This window comes from Haladaptatus salinisoli, assembly GCF_020614375.1.
Taxonomy (GTDB): Archaea; Halobacteriota; Halobacteria; order Halobacteriales; family Haladaptataceae; genus Haladaptatus; species Haladaptatus salinisoli.
This window is the reverse complement of record NZ_CP085329.1, coordinates 508,309-529,050: the sequence shown is the minus strand read 5'-3', so window position 1 is coordinate 529,050 and position 20,742 is coordinate 508,309. Positions and strand designations below refer to the sequence as shown.

Sequence of the window (20,742 nt, the reverse complement as noted above, 5' to 3'; positions counted from 1 at the left end):
CCGGCGTCGCGACTCGCCCCCTACGTCACCGTTATCAGTCCGCCTTCGTAACCACGAACATGGAGCTCTCGTTCGTCGACCTCGCACCGATTCCGGAAGGGGGCACGGCGACGGAGGCGTTCGAAAACACGGTCGAACGCGCCCGTCACGCCGAGCGACTCGGCTACTCCCGGTTCTGGGTGGCCGAACACCACGACTTCGTCGACAGGCTCGCCAGCACGACCCCCGAGGTGCTGATGGCCTATCTCGCCGCGAAGACCTCCGACATTCGCATCGGCTCCGGAACGGTTCTGCTCAATCACTACAGTCCCTACAAAGTTGCCGAAACGTTCGGCGTCCTCGACGCCCTCGCCCCCGGCCGTATCGACCTCGGTCTCGGCCGAGCGACGGGGAATCCCGTCTCCGACTACGCGCTGCAGGCGGACCGGAGCGAACGGCGGCGGAGCGACGACCACGCGGAGAAGATAGAGGAGGTCGCCGCGCACCTCCACGACGGATTCGACGACGACCACGCGTTCAGCGAGCTGTCCGTGGCGCGGTCGCGCGACAGCGTGCCCGACGTCTGGGTTCTCGGCTCCAGCCCGTCGAGCGCCGCCATCGCCGGCGAGTTGGGTCTGCGCTACTGCTTCGCGGCGTTCATCCGCCCGGAACCCGCGGTGCGGGCGTTCGAGGTGTATCGGGACCGGTTCCGACCCTCCTCGTTCGGGGCCGGCCCTGAGAAGCCCCGCGGGATGCTCGCGGTGAACGTCACCTGCGCCGAAACGGACGAGGAGGCGGCGCGGCTCCGCGCGGTGACCGAAGCCTCCCGGCGGCGGTTGCAACGCGGCATCACCGACAGACCGCCGATCCGATCGGTCGAGACGGCCATCGACGAACTCGGTTACGTCCCGGAGCCGACGCCGAACCCCGTGGTCCCGGGCGAGTGGCCGCGCCAGATATCCGGAAGTCCGTCGACCGTGCGCGACCTGTTGGAACAGGTGACGACCCAGACCGGCGTCGACGAAGTCGTCGTCCAGAACCAGATCGCCGATCTCGACGACGAGCTTCGCTCGCACGAACTGCTCGCCGAGGCCGCCGACTTGACGCCGCGGTGAGAAGCGAATTTCGTTTCTCGTTCGAGGGCGAGTCCGCTATCCGTTCAGCAGGGGGACGTTCTCCGGGGTATCGAAGTCGTGGAACTTCTCGCCTTTCTCCTTGCTCAGGATGTCGAGCGCGGCCGCGCCGCCGTCCCCCGCCGAGATTATCGCCTCCCACTCCTGGTCGCGAACCAGCGCGCCCGTCGCGTAGGCGTTCTCGACGCTCGTCTCCATGCTCAGGTCGACGTCGACGGTCTCCGCCTCGGTGAGTTCGCAACCCAAGTCCGATGCGAGGCTCGCGTCAGCCCCGGTGGCGAAGACGACGTACTGCACGTCGTACTCGTCCGTTTCGGTGCCGACTCGGAATCCGTCGTCCGTCGATTCGACCGCGGACACCTCCTCGTCCGTGCGGACGTCGGCCCCGCGGTCCTCGACTTGCCCGCGGGCGACCGCCAGGAACTCGTCGCCGCTGATGCTCCGGATGCCCAGGTAGTTGAAGAGGTGGGCCTTGTGCAGCCACGACTCGTCGGTGTCGAAGACCGTCGTTTCGAGCCCGTTCTTCGCGGTGAACAGCGCGGCGCTCAATCCGGCCGGACCGCCGCCGATGACTGCGACCTGTGTCATGCGCCGAACTAACGTCCGAAGTCGGATAAAGGATTTTGCCGCGGTCCTCCCGTGAGTCGTTCCGGGGTTACCGGGACGTTCGACCGCGTCCGCGAGGGAACCGCTCGGTCGGGCCGACACCGTTCTATGAGTGGCGCTCGAAACCCCGCGACGGGAGGACTGTTCCATGTCTGAGCATCCGTTCCGAGACGACCTCGTAACGACGGTCGCGGACGAACGCGGCGTCGATTCGAAGCAGCTACGCGCCGCCCTCGAAGACGTTCAGCGTCGATTCGAACGCGACGACGGCGGGTACGAGTACTCGACGCGGCACAACTACGGGTGGAAAGACGACCGGGCGTACTACCTCTACGGGAGCGAGGAGGTCTGGGAGACGGTGCGGGAAGAGCTCTCGCTCTCCGACGAGGTGACCCGCGCCGCCCGTCGCGTCCACGAGCGAGCGATGCTTCGGTCGGCGTCGGAACGAGAGGAAGAACGGACGGTGCGCGAGATGTTCGAGGACGGGAACGAACCGCTCGTCGTCGTGAACCGCGGCGACGGCGCGCCGCGGTTCGGACAGGACGTGTAAGACGACCCCCCGCGGTTTCAATCGAACAGGTCGGCGTACGGCGGTTCGAACAGCCAGCGAAACCGCGGGTGTATCCAGACGAACGCGTCCTCGTCGAAATCGCCGACCGTCCGCCACAGCTGTTCGTCGGTTCTGAGTCGGTCGACGACCCGCGCGTTCGCCCCGTCGAGGCTGTCCGCGAGAATCGGCGTCCGCGTCACCGTCCACGTCGCGCTGTCGTAGTTGAGCACCGCGTCCCCGCCGTCGAGCAGACCGATCAACTCCGTTCCCGTATCGCCTTCGAGCAGCGCCGTCGCGATCCGAACGCTATCGACGTCGCGATACCGGTCGAGTTCGGTCACGAGTTCGGTGAACAGTTTGTCGAACAGCGGCGTCCCCTGCATCATCGTCGGAAACAGAACGGGACGACACCTAAACCTCCGCCGGCCGGAGTGAAACTGAACCCCGGCGCGTTCGGCCGTCTTTCGAGGACCGATTCCCTTTTCGACTTCGACGCGAGTAGACAGACGCGTCTGTCAGACCGCACCCGTTAATCCCCTCCCGCGAATCGGTACCGGTGGTAAAGCATGACCGGTGACCGATTTATTCGGGGACTCCCCGAACACCACAACGCCCTTTGAGACGGACGAGGTACAGCTTCTCGACACGACGCTCCGCGACGGCGAGCAAGCGCCCGGCGTGTCGCTCTCCCCCGACGAAAAAGCCGATATAGCGACCGCGCTCGACGCCGCGGCCGTGTCGGTGATCGAAGCGGGGAGCGCGTGCACGAGCGCCGGCGAGCGCGAGGCGATCCGTCGCGTGACGGACCTCGACCTCGACGCGCGCGTCACGAGTTTCGCTCGCGGCGTCCGCGCGGACGTCGACCGCGCGCTCGAGTGCGGCGTCGACGGCATCAATCTCGTCGTTCCGGCGAGCGACAGACACGTCGAGCGAAAGGTCGGGTCGACCCGGGACGAGGTCGTCGAAACGACGGTCGACCTCGTCGAGTACGCGAAAGCGCACGGCCTGTGGGTCGAAGTCCTCGGCGAAGACGGGAGTCGGGCCGACGGCGACTTCCTCGAACGACTGCTGGGGACGGCGTTGGACGCCGGCGCGGACCGCATCTGTTACTGCGATACGGTCGGCCACGCGGACCCGACCCGAACGTCGGCTCTCGTGAACAGGCTTTCTGCGCTCGGTCCGACGAGCACGCACACCCACGACGACCTCGGGTTGGCGATGGCGAACGTCCTCGCGAGCGTCGCCGCGGGGGCGGACACGGTTCACGCGACGGTCGCCGGTATCGGCGAGCGGGCCGGGAACGTCGCGCTGGAGGAGGTCGCCGTCGCGCTCGATCACGCCTACGGCATCGAAACCGTCGAGACGACCGAACTGTACTCGCTCGCGCGGACCGTCGAACGCGCGACGAACGTCTCCCTCCCGGCCAACAAGGCCGTGGTCGGAACGAACGCCTTCGCCCACGAGAGCGGTATCCACACCGACGGAACCCTGAAGGACGAGGCGATGTACGAACCGTACCCGCCGGGGAAGGTCGGTCGGGAGCGGCGTCTCGTGCTCGGCAAGCACTCGGGTCGGGCGAGCGTCCGAGCGGTGCTCGACGACCACGGCGTCGACGTCGACGACGGCGACCTCGCGTCGGTCGTCTCGCGGGTGCAAGAACGGGCCGAGCGCGATGCGCCCGTCACGGACGCCGACGTCCTCGCCATCACCGCGGACGTTCGAGCCGAGTAGTCGCGGGCGGTAGACAGGAAAGTAGATGACGTTACGGACGATGCTTCGAGAAGAAGTCACGCGGCGACCGTCCGCTCGATCGAAATCGTCCGGATAAAATCGTCCGACGACAACTACGTCTCGGGAATCGATAGCGATATTTTGCGATCGGAAAACTTTGCTCCCGACGAAGGGAATCTCCGCGGGTTCGAAGAAAATCCAACGCACGGTACGGAGGCCGATTCGACGGCAACGCCGAACGCGACGCCTGACGACCGACTCCGGCGAACCGGTCCCCGACGACCGGAGCCCCCGCGCAGCGGGACGGAACGGACCGCTCCCGACGGACGACTATCGCTATCCGGAGAGAACGGCCCTGCTCGACCGCGGGCGCATCCCGGAGTCCGAAGCGTGCCGTCCGCGCGAAGAGCGGCGCGTGCGGGACGCTCACGGTGGCGAGCGACGAGACGAGCGAGTACGCGATGGCGGACGTCTTCTCCGAGGAGGGGACGGTGACCGACTCCTTCGTCGGCTTCCGGACCGTCGCCGGGTCGCGCGGCTCCCCGGACACCGCCCGCGACCCCGCGACCTCGCGGTGAAGTTCCGCACGGAGGAGGTGACGGGGACGCGACCGGCTTTGTTGAAATTTTCAATTAGTGGCGGTTCTCAGGGTCGTGCTGGACGCACGGCGTGGGTCCATCGCTGACAAATATTCATAATTTGGTTAGATTTTTGAGCCGCAGCGAAGACTTCGTTGCCGAATAGACAATCTTAATATGCGAAAGTGGCAATTGTTCGACGATGCATAGGACTAATCGCGACTGGTGGCCGAACAGGTTGAACCTGAAGATTCTCGATCAGAACGCTCGCAAGGTCGATCCGATGAGCGAGGAGTTCGACTACGCCGAGGAGTTCGAGAAACTCGACCTCGAAGCCGTGAAGGCGGACATCGAAGAGGTGATGACGACGTCGCAGGACTGGTGGCCGGCGGACTACGGCCACTACGGGCCGCTCTTCATTCGGATGGCGTGGCACAGCGCCGGCACGTACCGAACCAGCGACGGCCGCGGCGGCGCGTCCGGCGGCACGCAACGCTTCGCGCCCCTCAACAGCTGGCCCGACAACGCGAACCTCGACAAGGCTCGCCGACTGCTCTGGCCGGTCAAGCAGAAGTACGGCCGCCAACTCTCGTGGGCCGACCTGATCGTCCTGGCCGGGAACGTCGCCATGGAGTCGATGGGATTCGAGACGTTCGGTTTCGCCGGCGGGCGCGAGGACGCCTTCGAGCCCGACGAAGCCGTCGACTGGGGGCCCGAGACCGAGTGGGAAGCCTCCGAGCGCTTCGACGAGGAGGGCGGACTCGAGGAGCCGCTCGCCGCCACCGTGATGGGACTCATCTACGTGAACCCGGAGGGGCCGGACGGCGAGCCGGATCCGGACGCGTCGGCGGAGAACATCCGAGAGTCGTTCGGTCAGATGGCGATGAACGACGAGGAAACGGCCGCGCTCATCGCCGGCGGCCACACGTTCGGGAAGGTCCACGGCGCCGCCGACCCCGACGAGCACGTCGGTCCCGAACCCGAAGCGGCCCCCATCGAGCAGCAGGGCCTCGGCTGGGAGAGCAGCCACGGCTCCGGCAAAGGGTCCGACGCGATCACCAGCGGGATAGAGGGTCCGTGGAACTCCACGCCGACGCAGTGGGACACGGGCTACCTCGACAACCTGCTCGGCTACGAGTGGGAGCCGGAGAAGGGTCCCGGCGGTGCGTGGCAGTGGACCACGAAGAACGGCGAACTCGATGACACCGCACCGGGAGCCGAGGACTCGTCTGAGAAGGAAGACGTGATGATGCTGACGACGGACATCGCCCTGAAGCGCGATCCGGACTACCGCGAGATCATCGAGCGCTTCCAGGAGAACCCGGACGAGTTCCAAGAGGCCTTCGCGAAGGCGTGGTACAAGCTGATCCACCGAGACATGGGTCCGCCGGAACGGTTCCTCGGCCCCGAGGTGCCGGACGAGGAGATGCTGTGGCAGGACCCCCTTCCCGACGTCGACCACGAACTGATCGGTGACGAGGAGATCGCCGAACTCAAGGAGGAGATCCTCGCTTCGGACCTGTCCGTCTCCCAGCTGGTCAAGACCGCCTGGGCGTCGGCGTCGACGTACCGCGACAGCGACAAACGCGGCGGAGCGAACGGGGCCCGCGTTCGCCTCGAACCGCAGAAGAACTGGGAGGCGAACGAGCCGGAGCAGCTGGCGATCGTGCTGGAAACCCTCGAAGAGATCCGGGAGGACTTCAACGGCTCGCAGTCCGGCGGGACGAGAGTCTCGCTCGCCGACCTGATCGTTCTGGGCGGCAACGCGGCCGTCGAGAAGGCCGCGAAGGACGCCGGGTACGACGTGGAGATTCCGTTCGAACCGGGCCGTACCGACGCCTCGCAGGAACAGACCGACGTCGAGTCCTTCGAGGTGCTCGAACCGAAAGCCGACGGATTCCGTAACTACCTCGGCGGCGAGCACGACCTCTCGGCGGAGGAGTTGCTGGTCGACAAGGCCGACCTCCTGACGCTGACGGCCGACGAGATGACGGTTCTGGTCGGCGGCATGCGCGCGCTGGGCGCGAACTACCGGGATTCCGACCTCGGCGTCTTCACCGACCGGCCGGAGACGCTGACTAACGACTTCTTCGTGAACCTGCTCGACATGGACTACGAGTGGGAAGCGCCCTCGGAATCCGAAGACATCATCGAGGAGGAAAAGCCCTCGGCGGCCCACGACGTGTACGAACTGCGCGACCGTGAAACGGGCGAGGTCGAGTGGACGGGCACCCGCGTGGACCTCGTCTTCGGGTCGAACGCCCGGCTTCGGGCCATCGCGGACGTCTACGCATCCGACGACGCCGAGGAGAAGTTCGTGGACGACTTCGTGGACGTGTGGCACAAAGTGATGACCCTCGACCGCTTCGACCTCGAGTAACGTCGCGATATCCTCCGTTTTTCCGACTCGACGACTTCGAATCGCCGTTCGAACGGTCCGCGGAGCCGCGCGGCCCGAACGTATACTTCCCTTCGACGGGGAGTTCGACCCATGGTCGGAAGAGCTCCGAGGTCCGTTCGCAGCCGATACGTCGTCGGAGCGACCGCGCTGCTGGCGGCGGTCGGCGCGGCCGCGTTTTGGGCGTGGCGCGAGCGGGCACCCATCGCACGGTCGTATCGACGCGCGAAGCGGCGGTCGCGCGAAGAACGCGATGCTCGGGGACCGAATCCCGAACGCGAACCCGGTACCGACCCGGTGTAGCGACGGTTTCGCGAGTCGCCCCGGCGATCCGAAGGGCCACAACGTTTTCGGCCGTTCTCGCGGACCACTAACGCAATGGCTCACTCGGACCACTCCGAGAGCGGTTCCCCTCTCGTCCGCGTTACGGTCGGCCGCGGCGAACCCCTCCGCAACGCTCGGCGGCCGGGCGACGCGGACGCCGAAGGAGAGACGCCGCCGTTGGAGCGAGGGCGACGGATTCTCGAAGCCGCCCGCGCCGCCGCCGACGGGATAGACGTGCTCGAAGTCGGTTCGACCGGGATTCGCGCGCTCGAACCGCTCGTTCTCGTCACCGACGAGGGGCGGACGGCGTATCACTCCCGGCCGTCGTCCGAGCGAGTCCGCGCGCTGGTCGATGGCGCGGACTCGGGTACCATCGGCGTCGACGACGCGGCGTGGGTCGTCGAACACGACCCCGACCGGGAGACGCTGCCGACGCCGCCGGACGGGCCGCTGGCGGTCGGACGGCGACGCGTGCTGGGGTCGTGCGGTTGGGCCGACCCGGAGGACGGTTCGCCCGCCGACGGGGGCGCCGCGGCGCTCGCCCGCGACGACCCGAACGCGGCGTTCGAGCGGCTCGGCGAGGTCGGCATCCTCGGACGCGGTCGGGGCGACGCGAGTCAAGACGACCCCGTCGCCGACGGTTTGGGCGTCGCGCGCGAAACGCCGGGCGACCCGGTCGTGGTGGTGAACGCCAACGAGAGCGACCGCCGCAACGAAACCGACCGGACGCTGCTCGGCGGGGCGTCGGCGGCGGTGCTCGACGGGGCGCTCGCCGTGGCCGCCATCGTCGGCGCGGAGCCGAGCGACGTCGTCGTGTACACGAACGAGGTCGACGACCTCGCCCGGAACCGAACTCGCCGCGCGGCGCGCGCCGTCGCCGGCGAACTCGGCGACGAGACGGACGGCGGCGCGGACACCCCGCAGGTGGTCGCCGGGCCCGACCGGTACATCGCCGGGGAGTACACCATGGCGCTCGAAGCGCTGGAGGGCAACGACCGGTTGGAGGCGCGCTTGCGCCCGCCGGGTCCCGCCCGGCACGGGCTGTACGGCCGACCGACGGTCGTCCACACGCCCCGGACGTTCGCGCAGGTGCGCGCCGCGCTGCTCGACCCGGACGCGTTCGACGCCGACGACGCCGACCCCGGAACGCGACTCTTCACGGTGACCGGGGACGTCGAGACGCCGGCGACCGTCGAACTGCCGACCGGCGGTTCGCTGGCCGACGTCCGCGACGCCGTCGACGCGGAGGGAGGGTTCAAGATGGCCTGCGTCGGCGGCCGGTTCGGCGGGTTCACCCGGTCGCTCGACCAGGCGGCGAGTTCGCTCGCGCTGACGAACGCCGACCTCGGAACCGAGGGCGCGGTCGAACTGTTCGACGAGAGCCACTGCGCCGTGGCGACCGCCGGCGAGCGCGTCCGGTTCGCCAGCGAGGAGAACTGCGGCCGTTGTTTCCCCTGCCGCGAGGGGTCGAAGCAGCTCCTCGACCTCCTGCGCGGCGTCTACGACGGCGACTACGAGGACGACATGATACGCGAACTCGCCCGCACGATGGGGAGTTCCGCCATCTGCCACTTCGGTCGGTCGGCCGCCCGCAGCGTCGGGACGGCCGTCGACCGGTTCGAGACCGAGTTCGAGGCGCACGCCGACGGCCGCTGTCCCAGCGGCGCTTGCGAGGTGACCGAGTAATGAGCAAAGACGAGACGCCCGGCCCGACCGAGTACAGTCCCGCGGAGGCGACCCCCGGCGTTCCGAACGTCGACGACCCGCGGTCGAGCACGCCGCTGACCGAGGACTTCCGAACGGGGACGGCGAACGACCCCGACGTCGGCGTCGACGGCGAGGACATGACCACCGTGACGGTCGACGGGGACCCCGTCGCCGTTTCGCCGGGGTCGACGCTCATCGACGCCATCGAGACGGTCGACACCGACGCCGACGTCCCGGCGCTGTGTTACTACGACCGCGACACCGAGCAGGCGGACAACGTCGGGCCGCGCGGCGCGTGTCGAACCTGCATGGTCGAGACCGACGAGCACGGGGTCGTTCCGGCCTGCAGCTTTCCGGCCGAGGACGGTCTCGACGTGCGCACCGCCGCGACCGACGCGGCGGAGGCGCGGGACGTCAATCTGGACCTCGTCCTCGCGAATCACAACCTGCGGTGCACGACCTGCGGACAGAACGGCCGCTGCGAGCTTCAGGACGTCTCCATCGAACAGGGGGTGAACGAACCGCGGTACGGGGTGTTCGACGACCGGGACGCGTACGCCCCCATCGACGACACGTCGGTCATCCAGATCGACCGCAACAAGTGCATCCTCTGTAATCGCTGCGTCGAGGCCTGCAACGACGTTCAGGCCGCCGGCGTCCTCCGGATGTCGGGGCAGGGCGACGACGTCCACATCGACTTCCAGAAGCCCGAGGCCGAGACGATGGCGGAGTCGACCTGCATCTCCTGCGGGCACTGCGTCACCGTCTGTCCGACCGGTTCGCTCGTCGAAGAGGGGTTGACGGACGCGACCACCATCCCGCTTCCCGGCTTCAGCCAGAAGAACTCCGTCGGGAAGGTGCGGGAAAAACCGCGCGTCGAGACGGCCGACACGTCCGAAGCGCCGAACCGCGACGTGCCGGAAATCGGGAACGACGCGACGCGGACGGCCGCCGAGGGGAGGTCCGGCGTCGCGGGGTTCATGGCGCGGGCGAAGCGACGGGCGACGGAACTCTCCAAGCGAACCGCCGACGACGCGCTCAAGGCCGCCGAACACTCCGCCGAGAAGGTGGCCGAGGAGTCGCTCACCGTCGGCCAGATGTTCGACGTCGCGGAGGTCGTCAGCGGCGCTCGAAAGCGGAACATCACCGTGGCCGACACGACCTGCACGTACTGCGCCGTCGGCTGTCGGTTCGAACTGTACGGGAGGGGCGAGGAGGTGCTCGGCGTCCGCCCGGCCGACCCGGAGCAGACGCCCGCCAACGACTTCTCGACCTGCGTGAAGGGGAAGTTCGGCTACGAGTTCGTGAACTCCGACGAGCGGCTGACGACGCCGCTCGTGAAGGAGGACGGGGAGTTCCGCGAGGCGTCGTGGGACGAGGCGCTGGACCGCATCGTCGAGCGACTGACCGAGATACGGGACGAGCACGGCGCTGACTCGCTGGCGGTCACCTCCTCCTCGAAGGGCACGAACGAGGAGGCGTACCTCGCCCAGAAGTTCGCCCGACAGGTGTTGGGGACGCCTCACGTCGACAACTGCGCCCGCCTCTGTCACTCCTCCACCGTCGCCGCGCTGAAACAGACGGTGGGCTACGGCGCGATGACGAACCGCATCAACGAGGACATCGGCGAAACCGACTGCTACCTCATCACCGGGTCGAACACGACCGAGAGCCACCCGGTTCTGGCGACGCGCATCGTCCAGAACGTCCGCGACGGCGCGGACCTGTTCGTGTTCGACCCCCGGAAGATGACCATCGCGGACCACGCCGACCAGTACACCCGGACGAAGCCCGGTTCGGACATCGCCTGGCTCAACGGGATGATGCGCCACATCATCGAGGAGGATCTCCACGACGAGGCGTTCATCGAGGAGCGGACCAGGCACTTCGACGACCTGAAAGAAGCGGTCGAACCGTACACGCCCGAGGTGGTCGAGGAGATGACGGACGTTCCGCCCGAGGAGCTGAAAACCGCGGCCGAGACCATCGCGACGTCCGACACCTGCATCTACGGCTGGGCGATGGGGCTGACCCAGCACTCCCACGGAACGCGCAACGCGCTCGCCATCGCCAATCTGGCGCTGCTCTGCGGCCACCTCGGCAAGCCACGTTCCGGGCTGTCGCCGTTCCGGGGCCAGAACAACGTGCAGGGCGGCGGCGGCGACATGGGACCGCTCCCCAACAACCTCCCGGGGTACCGACCCGTCGACGACGACGACGTGCTCGACGAGTTCGAGGAGGCGTGGGGCGTCCGCCCGCCGGACCGGGTCGGGCTCCGCGTCACCGAGATGTTCAGCGCCGTCCCGGGCGTCGAGGAGACCGTCACCGGCGGGGAGGGGAGCGACGCGTACGGCGGGGACGACACCGTCGTCGAAGAGCGGGAGCGCGGCACCGAGGACCCGAGCCCCGAGGAGGGTTACACCCCCGAGAACACCGACGTTCGCGGGATGTACATCATCGGCGAGAACCCCGCGATATCGGAACCGGACATCCAACACGCCGGGGAGGCGTTGGAGGCGCTCGACTTCCTCGTCGTCCAGGAGCTGTTCATGACGGAGACGGCGAAGCTCGCCGACGTGGTGTTGCCGGCGGCCTCCGCCGCCGAGAAGTACGGCACCGTCACGAACACCGAACGGCGGGTTCAACTCGTCCGGCCGGCCGTGGAGTCCCCGGGCGAGGCGCGCACGGACGCCGCCATCCTGCAGGACCTCGTCGGTCGGCTGGGCTTCGACTGGGAGTACGAGAGCCCCGCCGAGGTGATGGACGAGATAAACGACCTCGCGCCCATCTACGGCGGCGTCACGTACGAACGGCTGGAGGAGAGGGAAAACGGCCTCCAGTGGCCGTGCTGGGACGAGGACCACCCCGGGACGCCGTACCTCTACGACGAGGCGTTCAACTTCGACGACGGGAAGGCGCGGTTCGTGCCGGCCGAGATGCCCGACGAGAAGTTCCCGACGCCGACCGAGGAGTACCCGTTCACGCTCTCCACCGGCCGCGTCCTGTACCACTGGCACACGGGGTCGATGACCCGCCGGGTCCGAACCTCGATGCAACACGTTCCGGAGAGCTTCGTCACCATCCACCCGGAGGCGGCCGAGCGACTCGGCGTCGTCGACGGGGAGTACGTCGGCGTCGAGTCGGAGCAGGGCAGAATCGTCGTGAAGGCGAACGTCGAGGAGACGTCGGGACCGGACGTGCTGTTCATCCCGATGCACTTCGTCCACGGAGCCGTCAACACGCTGACCAAGGAGGAGTTCGACCCGACGAGCAAGATTCCGCAGTACAAGGTGACGAACGTCCGGGTCGAGCCGCTCGGAACGGAGCCCGACGAGGAGCCGACGTCGCCCGACGAACTGGCCGGGGACGACTCCGAACCGCTGGCCGGCGACGACTGATTCTCCCGGCGACCGCGGAATCGATCCCGGCGGGAGACGGCTCCCGCGCCGATTTCGGCGGTTCTCGAATTCCCTACCCTACGGCCGGAGATCCATCGACTCGGCCCGCTCGACGGCGAGTTCGGCCACTTCCTCGACGGTCGACGCCGACTGCGCCGCGAGGACGCGGGTCATCACGCCGAGCTGGTCGGCGGCCGTCTCCCTGAGTTCCGCCTCGTCGACGGCGTTGCCGAAGTAGTACTCCTTCGTCCCGTCCTCGCGTATCAGGCCGACGTACATCGAGCGGACGTCGTCCCCTTCCATCGCCTCGACCGCTCGCGCTCGCATCTCCTCGAACTCGTCGGTGTCGGTATCGTCCGCCATGTTCCCGTGAGCGTTCTCGCTCCGGGCACTAAACTGTGGGGAGACGCCTTCGAGAGCGGGGGCTGCCCACCGTCACCCGTCGTTCGGCGGACCGACGGGCTCCGACGCGACGCCGGTCGCGTCGTCGACGGCGTCCGCGAGGTCGAGTCGTTCGAGGAGCGCACGCGCGGGTCGCCCCTCCTCGCCCCAGCCGCGCTCGGCGTAGTACCGCTCCAGCGTCGCCTCGAACGCGTCGGGGTCGAGCGCCTCCCCGTCGGCGGGGCCGCCCGTCAGCGGCTCCGTGAACACCGCCGGCAACCCGTCGTCGGCCCGCGAGAACCCTTCGCGGACGTTGAAGAGGCGGACGAGCGTCCAGATGCGCTCGCCGACCGTCCGCAGGTCCGACGCCTCGTAGTCGTATCCGACCGCGGAGAGCCACTCTGCCCCGAGGTCGCTCCGGAGAACCTCGCCGACGAAGTCGTCGATTATCAGGCTCCAGAGGACGGAGCGCGCGTTCTGTTCCGCGATAACCCCGCGGACGCGGTCCGCGTCGCTCGGCTCCTCGCCGCGGAACACCTCCGTTTCGACGGGGCGGGCGCGGCGGTGACACCCCCCGCGGTCGCTCGTCGCGTAGGCGAGCGCCATCCCCTTCGCCCCGCGGGGGTCGTAGGGGGGTACCTCCATCGCTTTCACCGTCGGCACGAGGTCGTCGCCGCCGAACGACGCCGCGGCGGCGCTGACGCCGTCGGCGAGGGCGTCCCCGAGCGGCGTCTCGCGACGGGCTATCTCCTCGATGAGGGCGCGCGCACCGTCGGGGTCGCCGAACCGGAGGTCGCGCTCGACGATGCCCTCCTGGCTCGCCCGAATCGCCCACGCGACCGCGCTCCCTGCGCTGATGACGTCCACGCCGAGGCGGTCGCACGTCCCTCCGAGGACGGCGACGCCGTCGAACTCGTCGATGCCGAGGCCGGCGCCGAGGCTCATGGCGTTCGCGCCGCGGGGGACGTGTTCGCCCTCGTCGGTCTCGACGCGGAAGCCGCCCGGGACGGCGTCGTCGTCGCGCTCGCGCTCGCGGGCCGCGGCCCGCGCCGCCTCGATACCGATGTCCTCCGTCCCGTCGAAGCGGCCTTCCTGCCAGCCGCGGGTCGAGAGGACGCCCACCTCGTCGGCGAAGTCGACGCTCTCGAGGGTTCCGCTGGCCGCCTGCCACCGACCGACGTCGGCGTTCCTGAAGCGCTCGGCGTACTCCTCGCGTAGCGCCCGGAGGTCGTCCGGCCGGTCGCCTCGGGCCACGACGGCCTTCAGCCGCTTCGCGCCCATCACCGCCCCCGCCCCGCCGCGTCCGGCGTGGTGCTCCCCGCCGTCGGAGGCGATGGTCGCGTACGCGACGCGGTGTTCGCCCGCCGGGCCGACGCAGGCGACGGGGGCGTCGTCGACCCCGCACGCCTCGACGGCGTCCGCGCCCCAGAGGTCCTCGGCGGAGGAAATCGTCGCCGCGCCGTCCTCGACCTCCAGCTTCACCGGCCGTTCGGCGCGTCCCGTCACGAGCACCCCGACGTGTTCCCCCAGCGCTCCGGCGAGGCCGGCGGCGAACTCGCCGCCGCCGTACGAGTCGAGGAACGCCCCGGTCAGCGGCGACTTCGTCACGGCCGCGTACCGCGGCTCTCCGGGGAGCGCGCCCGACAACGGGCCGCGCACGAACAGGAGTACGTTCTCGGGACCGAGCGGGTCAGCGCCGGCCGATAGCTCCTCGTACAGGTACCGCGCCCCGACCCCCTTCCCGCCGACGTATCGACGGAGCCACTTCTCGGGCACGGCCTCGCTTTCGACGCGCTCCGCGGTCAGGTCGACCCGGAGCACTCTATCGAACGGACGACGTGGCATCAGTGGTACAACGCGCCAGAGAGAGGAAGGTTCTTTCGGCGCGGCGAAATCCCCTTGCCCCCCGCGAACGAACGGAGACGCATGCCGACGGGAGTCATCATCGCCGGCGGCCGCTCGACGCGCTTCGGCGACCGGGACAAGGCCGTCGCGGAACTCGCCGGCACGCCGATGGTACGCCGCGTGGCGGACCGCCTCGCCGGATCCGTCGACGCGCTGGTCGTGAACTGCCGGCCGGAGCAGGCGTCCGCGATTCGCGCGGCGCTGGAAGGGTATCCCCGCGAGGTGACCGTCGCGGAGGACCCGGAGCCCGACCTGGGACCGATGGCCGGCATCGGAACCGGCCTTCGGGCCGTCGAGTCCGCGTACGCCTTCGTCGTCGCCTGCGATATGCCGTTCGTCGATTCGGACGTCGTCGAGTACCTCTTCGAGCGGGCCGCGGGGCACGACGCGGCGGTCCCGCGCCTCGACGACGAGTGGTTCCAGACGACCCACGCCGTCTACCGCGCCGCGCCGATGGCCGAGGCGTGCGAGAGGGCGCTCGCCCGCGACGAGCGCCGAATCGTCGAGCCGCTGTTCGAACTCGACTACGTCGTCGTCGACGAAGCGGAGGTGCGCGAGCGCGGCTCGCTGGCGACGTTCGAGAACGTCAACACCCGGGAAGAGTTCGAAGCCGCCGCGAAGCGCCTCTAGTCCACGACGTCGACCAGCGGCTCGTCGTCGGCCATCCGGGTGAGCGCGACGCGGGGGACGTCGGCTCGACGGAGGACTTCGTCCGCGATTTCGCGCGCGACGGATTCGAGCGCGCCGTCGTCGACCTTGTTCACGACCGGAATCACCGTCGCGCCGTCGGGGACGCCCTTGCGACCGCCCCGCTCGTCGGCCAAGACGGCGGCGACGTCCTCCGCGCGGACGACGTCGCCTTCCGACAGGCCGGTGATGGCCGCGACCCGTTCGGGGCGGTGGACGCGTTCGTCGGTGAGCGGCTTCCCGACCACCCGCGCGCTGGCTATCGGCAGAACCGTCCCCGCGCTCGGCGGAATCTGCGGCTCGCGGTCGCCGGGGGCCTTGAACTCGCACATCCGCGCGCCGTCGGCTTTCACGAGGGTGACGGTGGCGACGCTCTCCGCCGCGAGAGCGGCGACGGTTTCGGCGTCGTACCCCTCGTAGCGGTCGGCGCGGTCGCGCCGAGGGACGAGACCGAGCGGCCACGCGTCCGCCTCCCGGAGCGCCGCGACGGGATCTTCGGTCACGACCACCTCGTCGACGTGCCGGTCGAAATCGGGGATTCGAACCGTCGCCGTCACGACGGCCCGTTCGGCGCGCGCGGCGAGGGCGTACAGCGTCGATTTCTTCCCCCCCGCACCCACCGCGCACACCGTTCCCGTCTCGGCGGCGAGCGCTTCCACGAGGTCCATGGTTCCACTGCCACCCCTTCCGTCAAAAATACCGGGGTGGTGCGAACCCGTCTACCGCCGAATCGGACCCGTCCGAATCGACGCCCTCGGCGTCCCGCCGGCGTGTTTTCCGTCCCTCCCCCGCGGGGTTTCGTGACCGCTCGCGTCGTCCTCGGCAATCCCACAACATAGAAAACGGTTCCCTCGCGTAGTGCAATCACGTTCACTCCCCACCTCCGAAGATGCAACTCGATACCTTTACTACCGATTTCGAAGACGACAATCTGAGACGCTGGTTACTGGAGTATCTCTGGATTACGCCGGCGCTGTTCATCGCGGGTCTCACGTACAGCAGCTATCTGGCCACCCATCAGTATCCGGCCTTCGGCGGCGGTCTGTTTCTCTCCATGGCCGAACAAATCGCCAAGCACGGCTATCGCTTTCCCCGCGTAGTGCCGCAGTACACGGCGAACGGCGTCCCGTTCGCGTACCCGCCGCTGATGTTCTACTGCCTCGCGGTCCTCTACGACGTGTTCGGCGTCGACCTGTTCGCGCTGACCCGTTACCTCCCCGGACTGGTCACCATCGCGAGCCTGATTCCGTTCTATCTGCTCAGCAAAGAGTTGCTCCGCTCCCCCCAGCGGGCGGGGATGGCGAGTTTCGTCTTCGCGGTGACCCCGGCGTTCGTTCGGTGGCACTTCTCCGCCGGCGGTATCGTCCGCGCGCCGGCCTTCCTGTTTTCGCTCGTCGGAGTGTACACCGCTCTGCGACTCTTCAAGACGATGTCGTGGCGATGGGTTCTTCCCACCATCGTGTGGTTCACCCTGACCGCGCTCACGCATCCGGAGTACACCGTGTTTCTCGGTCTGAGCATCGCGGTGTTCACCGTGGCGTACGCTCCGACGGTTCGCGGGTTCGCGTACGCCGCCGTCGTCGGTATCTGCGGATTCGTTCTGACCGTCCCGTGGTGGGGGCGGATCATCTCGATTTACAGCCTCGAGAACCTCGTCTCGGCGTCGAGTACGCACGGCGGACTCGGCGGCGGACTCGGCGTCGTGGTGGACCTCGTTCTCGCTGGTTCACAGTCCACCGCGACGGTATCGCCGTCTCCGCACCTCTACAGCGTGATTCTGCTATCGCTCTGGTACGCGATTCCGCTCGCCGGCGTCGCGTACCTACTCGCCGAGCGCCGCGGCTTCCTCCCGGCGTGGCTTCTCCTCGTCGGTGCGATCACCGGAGAAACCCGGTTCATCTTCGTCATCGGGTCGCTGGTGACGACCATCTTCGTACTCGACGGCGTCGTGCCGTGGGTCACGCGTCGGATGGAGCCGGTTCTGGGGCGGCAGCAAACGCTCATCGCGGTCCTGCTGGTTCTCTCGGTCTTCGGAGCGAACATCTCGACCCTGTACGTTTCCGGAGCCGTCGTCGAGTACGAAGGAAGTAACTCGATGCCCTCGTTCATCGACGAGTACGATTACTCGGCGATGCAGTGGACGCAGCGCAACGTCGACCGGTCCGCGGAGTTCATCGTCCTCGGCGACGCCGCCGAGTGGTTCCCGTACATCGCGAATCGGACGAACGTCGTCGGCCCGTGGGGCGTCGAGTGGGAGAGCAGCCCGGTAGCCTACGAGTGGCAGTACACGGCCTACCAACGAATCTCCACGACGACGACCGTCGAGGAGCTGAATAGAAACATCGCCCTCACCACCACCACCCCGGATTACATCTACGTCCCGAAAGGAACGTACACCGTCTACGGGCGCAAGTACGACCAACGACGGTCGTTCATCACGGAACTCCGTCGCTCCGACGAGTACGATGCCGTGTATCAGAATCGGGAAGTCGTCATCTTCGAGCGAGCGACTAACACGTCCGTTCCGAACGGCGGTTGAGACGAACCCCGCCGCCGGTCAGTCGAACACCCGTACTATCTTTCCGACCGCTTGGTCGACGTCCCACGTCGACGTGAACTCCTTCATCGCGTTCGTCAGTTTGGTTCGCGGTTCGGGGGCGATAGCCAGTCCGTGGGCGATGGACGGAAGTTGCGTTTTCACGCGCCGAAACTGGCTCATCTGACGACGGAAGAACGGAGCGAACGCCGCCTTCGGTACGTCCTTTCTCGGCGGAATAGCGCCCCGCTTCTGCGCGAAGTTCCGTTGCGCCTCGGCCGACCCGACGTACCGCAAGAATCGAGCGGTCGTTTCGGACGACGGGTTGTTCTTCGGAAACGGGAAGGACTCCATACCCAGGAGATACTGATCTTCCGTCCCCGGAAACTCCACGCAGTCCCAGTCCGTTCCGAACGCGAACTCGTCGTCGTTTACGAACTCCGCCGCGGCCCAGTCGCCCTGGTGGAAAAACGCGACGTTCCCGTTCCGGAAGCGGTCCGCCGCGTTGTGCCAGTCGACCGGCGCGAGCGCTTGCGGCGAGAGTTCGCGATACCGACCGACCAGGTCGAGCGCGTTCCTCACCGCGCGTTCCCTCGACCGCACGTTCCCGTTCGCGATGGACCGGTGGGCGGCCACCCCGTGTTCGGCCACCAACATCGACTCCCACAACTCGATGGTCGGCCAGACGTGTTTCGTCGCGTGTACCAGTCCCTCCGCATCGCTCTCCTCCTCGACGGTCTTCACCTCGTTCAGGAGCGTCCGCGGTCCGTCTATCGCGTCGGGGTCGATACCGACGTCCTCCAGAATCTCGACGTTGTAAAAGAGGTTGTTGAGTCGGTGGATACTCAACGGGACGGCGACGAACGACCCGTCGACCCTCGACAGCCGCTTCGAAACCGTCGAAAAGGAGTTCCACTCCGTCTCGCCCGCCCAGAAGCCGTCGTCGAGGGTCGCGAGCGCCCCCGCCTCGACGTACGTTTGCAGGTTCTTTCCGCCCCACGCCTGCCACGAACTGGGCGGATTGTCCTCGATGATTCGCTTTCTGATCGTCGTTTGTAGATCGCCGCCGGCCCGACCGGCGACCGTTCGCTCGTCGATATCCGTTTCCGGGTAGAAACTTCGAAAGCCGTCGAAGAGCGCCTTGCTCGCGTCCTTTTCGATGGCGGCGGTCCACGAGTGCTGAATCTCGAGCGACTCGGATTCCTCTTCCGTTTTCGGCCCCTCGGTCGTCGTTCGGTCCCGCTCTTGCCAAGTCGCACAACCCGCGAGCCCACCGATCCCCCCGACGCCGGCAGCCGCCATCGACTTGAGGTACGCACGACGCGAATGCATAGAAGCTGTCTATTCACTACCCGTTCACTCCTCTTATACTATACCCTATCGACCTCGTTCGGGAGTGGCTACCGCTGCTCCCCACCGAGCGCGTCGCGTCCGACGGCCGCATCAGCGGTTCTCTAACGTCGTTTCGAGACGGTCGCTCTCCCGACGGAGAGTCATCGTGGGCCTCGTACTCGGATGACGCCCCGACGAAGGTTCCGACGTACGAGCCGGTAATATTCTCGGTCAGTACGACCAGTCATACTGCCTCGTACAACTGTCGAGTGTTACTATCAGGGTCGGCCGCGTCGGGGCGCTCGGTCCCGTCCGACTGCGAGTCGTCGCTTCCTCCGACATTCTCGGGAACCGCCGTCGGTCGACGAACCCGCGGTGATCACTCGCCGGACGGTGCCATCTCTTCGATGGTTCGCTCGGTCATCTCGTCGTCGGCGTTGCTCGGGATGGTCACCATCGGACGGGTGACGCAGTCGATATCTGCGATTGCTCGGAACTGCTCGCGGGCTCGCTCGGGCGTCCCCGCGACCCCGAGCGCCTCGACCATTTCGTCGGTGACGCTCTCGGCGGCGGTCGCACGGTCGCCGCCCCGCCACGCCTCGGCGACGGCCGCGGCCTCGTTCGGGAACCGCTGGGCGACCGCCCGCTCGTAGCCTCGTCCGTTGCCGACGTAGTAGGCGACGTGGCCTCGGATGGCGTCTCTGGCCGCCTCGGGGTCGTCGCTGACGGCCGCGGGGACGTACGGCGCGACGTCGATGGCGGTGTCGCGGCCCGCTTCCTCCGCTCGGTCGGCGATGTACGCGAAGTTCTCTTCGAGATCCGGAAACGGAACGTTGTGGGGAATCCAGCCGTCGCACAGCCGAGCGACGACGCGCCGGTTCGCTTTTCCGAGCGCCGCGTGGTAGACGGGGACGTCGGCGTCCAGCGACGGGAAGTCCCGAACGTCGAAAACCTCCCCCTCGTACTCGACGCGCCCCTCGTCGCCGAGGAACGCCGCAATCAGCTCGATCGTCTCGTGGGCCCGCCGAACCGGATTGGGGTCGTTCCAGTCCGCGCCGTGGAGGTCCTCGACTGCCTTCTTCGTCGACGTCCCGACGCCGAGCCGGAACCGACCGTCCGAGACCCGGTCGAGCGTGGCGGCGGTCATCGCCAACACGGCCGGGGTCCGCGAGAAGACGTTGAGAATCGCCGTGCCGAGTTCGACGGTGTCGGTGCGAGCGGCGATGTCGGTGAGCCGGACGACGGAGCTCGTCCCCCAGAGTTCGCCGAGCCAGATGCCATCGTAGCCGAGCGACTCGGCGCGGACGCCGAGTTCGGTCTGGTCGAGGTTCGTCACGTGCGGCAACAGCAGGTCGGTTGGCATGGTTTCCCTCACGCATCGGGGCGTGAAAAACCGGCGGGGTGAAAGCGAATACACCGTGGAGGGCGCGGCCGTCGGCATCGAGCCACCGCATCCGGAGGATCGGCTGTACGACGATGCCGTCACCGGAACGCGGA

The 20,742-nt window shown here is 67.8% G+C and carries 16 protein-coding genes and 1 pseudogene; 10 read left to right on the top strand and 7 right to left on the bottom strand.

What is annotated here, in order from left to right; genetic code table 11:
- The first annotated feature begins 59 nt into the window (after positions 1-59).
- Entirely contained in the window at positions 60-1,094 is a 1,035-nt protein-coding gene (locus LIX00_RS20315; protein ID WP_227356378.1) for an LLM class flavin-dependent oxidoreductase, read from the top strand.
- 36 nt (positions 1,095-1,130) lie between these two features.
- Here LIX00_RS20315 and LIX00_RS20310 read toward each other — a convergent pair whose 3' ends face one another.
- Positions 1,131-1,700 (bottom strand): FAD-dependent oxidoreductase, encoded by a 570-nt coding sequence (locus tag LIX00_RS20310; protein ID WP_227356377.1) that lies wholly within the window; start codon positions 1,698-1,700, stop codon positions 1,131-1,133.
- Positions 1,701-1,866: 166 nt separating this feature from the next.
- On the opposite strand from LIX00_RS20310, the gene LIX00_RS20305 reads away from it, so the two are divergent.
- A complete protein-coding gene (locus LIX00_RS20305; RefSeq protein ID WP_227356376.1) occupies positions 1,867-2,268 on the top strand; it encodes a DUF8048 family protein in 402 nt (133 codons plus the stop codon).
- Positions 2,269-2,285: 17 nt separating this feature from the next.
- Here LIX00_RS20305 and LIX00_RS20300 read toward each other — a convergent pair whose 3' ends face one another.
- Positions 2,286-2,654: a hypothetical protein gene (locus tag LIX00_RS20300; RefSeq protein WP_227356375.1), complete on the bottom strand. Its 369-nt coding sequence runs from the start codon at positions 2,652-2,654 to the stop codon at positions 2,286-2,288.
- Between the two features lie 187 nt (positions 2,655-2,841).
- On the opposite strand from LIX00_RS20300, the pseudogene LIX00_RS20295 reads away from it, so the two are divergent.
- From LIX00_RS20295 to LIX00_RS20270, 6 genes and pseudogenes are all read left to right on the top strand, one after another.
- A pseudogene (locus tag LIX00_RS20295) lies at positions 2,842-3,990 on the top strand (hydroxymethylglutaryl-CoA lyase-like TIM-barrel protein); the annotation flags it as partial.
- 341 nt (positions 3,991-4,331) lie between these two features.
- On the top strand, positions 4,332-4,577 hold the full coding sequence (locus LIX00_RS20290) for a catalase (RefSeq protein ID WP_368410776.1): 246 nt from the start codon (positions 4,332-4,334) through the stop codon (positions 4,575-4,577).
- Between the two features lie 202 nt (positions 4,578-4,779).
- Positions 4,780-6,957: a catalase/peroxidase HPI gene (katG, locus tag LIX00_RS20285; RefSeq protein WP_227356374.1), complete on the top strand. Its 2,178-nt coding sequence runs from the start codon at positions 4,780-4,782 to the stop codon at positions 6,955-6,957.
- A gap of 111 nt (positions 6,958-7,068) precedes the next feature.
- On the top strand, positions 7,069-7,278 hold the full coding sequence (locus LIX00_RS20280) for a hypothetical protein (protein ID WP_227356373.1): 210 nt from the start codon (positions 7,069-7,071) through the stop codon (positions 7,276-7,278).
- 75 nt (positions 7,279-7,353) lie between these two features.
- Positions 7,354-8,985: an NADH-ubiquinone oxidoreductase-F iron-sulfur binding region domain-containing protein gene (locus tag LIX00_RS20275; protein ID WP_227356372.1), complete on the top strand. Its 1,632-nt coding sequence runs from the start codon at positions 7,354-7,356 to the stop codon at positions 8,983-8,985.
- The gene (locus tag LIX00_RS20270; protein WP_227356371.1) at positions 8,985-12,404 is read left to right on the top strand and encodes a molybdopterin-dependent oxidoreductase; all 3,420 of its coding nucleotides are present in this window, start codon (positions 8,985-8,987) and stop codon (positions 12,402-12,404) included. Before LIX00_RS20275 ends, LIX00_RS20270 begins: the two co-directional genes overlap by 1 nt.
- A 78-nt stretch (positions 12,405-12,482) precedes the next feature.
- Here LIX00_RS20270 and LIX00_RS20265 read toward each other — a convergent pair whose 3' ends face one another.
- Positions 12,483-12,767: a DUF8113 family protein gene (locus LIX00_RS20265; RefSeq protein WP_227356370.1), complete on the bottom strand. Its 285-nt coding sequence runs from the start codon at positions 12,765-12,767 to the stop codon at positions 12,483-12,485.
- Positions 12,768-12,839: 72 nt separating this feature from the next.
- The gene (locus tag LIX00_RS20260; RefSeq protein ID WP_227356369.1) at positions 12,840-14,630 is read right to left on the bottom strand and encodes an aldehyde ferredoxin oxidoreductase family protein; all 1,791 of its coding nucleotides are present in this window, start codon (positions 14,628-14,630) and stop codon (positions 12,840-12,842) included.
- Positions 14,631-14,711: 81 nt separating this feature from the next.
- On the opposite strand from LIX00_RS20260, the gene LIX00_RS20255 reads away from it, so the two are divergent.
- The gene (locus tag LIX00_RS20255; protein ID WP_227356368.1) at positions 14,712-15,320 is read left to right on the top strand and encodes a molybdenum cofactor guanylyltransferase; all 609 of its coding nucleotides are present in this window, start codon (positions 14,712-14,714) and stop codon (positions 15,318-15,320) included.
- Here LIX00_RS20255 and yqeC read toward each other — a convergent pair.
- A complete protein-coding gene (yqeC, locus tag LIX00_RS20250; protein ID WP_227356367.1) occupies positions 15,317-16,045 on the bottom strand; it encodes a selenium cofactor biosynthesis protein YqeC in 729 nt (242 codons plus the stop codon). The two genes, LIX00_RS20255 and yqeC, sit on opposite strands and share 4 nt — an antisense overlap.
- Positions 16,046-16,266: 221 nt before the next feature.
- Here yqeC and LIX00_RS20245 point away from each other — a divergent pair, with 221 nt between their 5' ends.
- Complete coding sequence (locus tag LIX00_RS20245) at positions 16,267-17,916, top strand: putative glycosyltransferase family protein (protein WP_227356366.1); 1,650 nt, start codon at positions 16,267-16,269, stop codon at positions 17,914-17,916.
- An 18-nt stretch (positions 17,917-17,934) separates the two neighbouring features.
- Here LIX00_RS20245 and LIX00_RS20240 read toward each other — a convergent pair whose 3' ends face one another.
- Positions 17,935-19,215, bottom strand: coding sequence for an ABC transporter substrate-binding protein (locus tag LIX00_RS20240; RefSeq protein ID WP_227356365.1), 1,281 nt, complete (start codon positions 19,213-19,215; stop codon positions 17,935-17,937).
- A 409-nt stretch (positions 19,216-19,624) separates the two neighbouring features.
- A complete protein-coding gene (locus LIX00_RS20235; RefSeq protein WP_227356364.1) occupies positions 19,625-20,608 on the bottom strand; it encodes an LLM class flavin-dependent oxidoreductase in 984 nt (327 codons plus the stop codon).
- Positions 20,609-20,742: the final 134 nt, after the last annotated feature.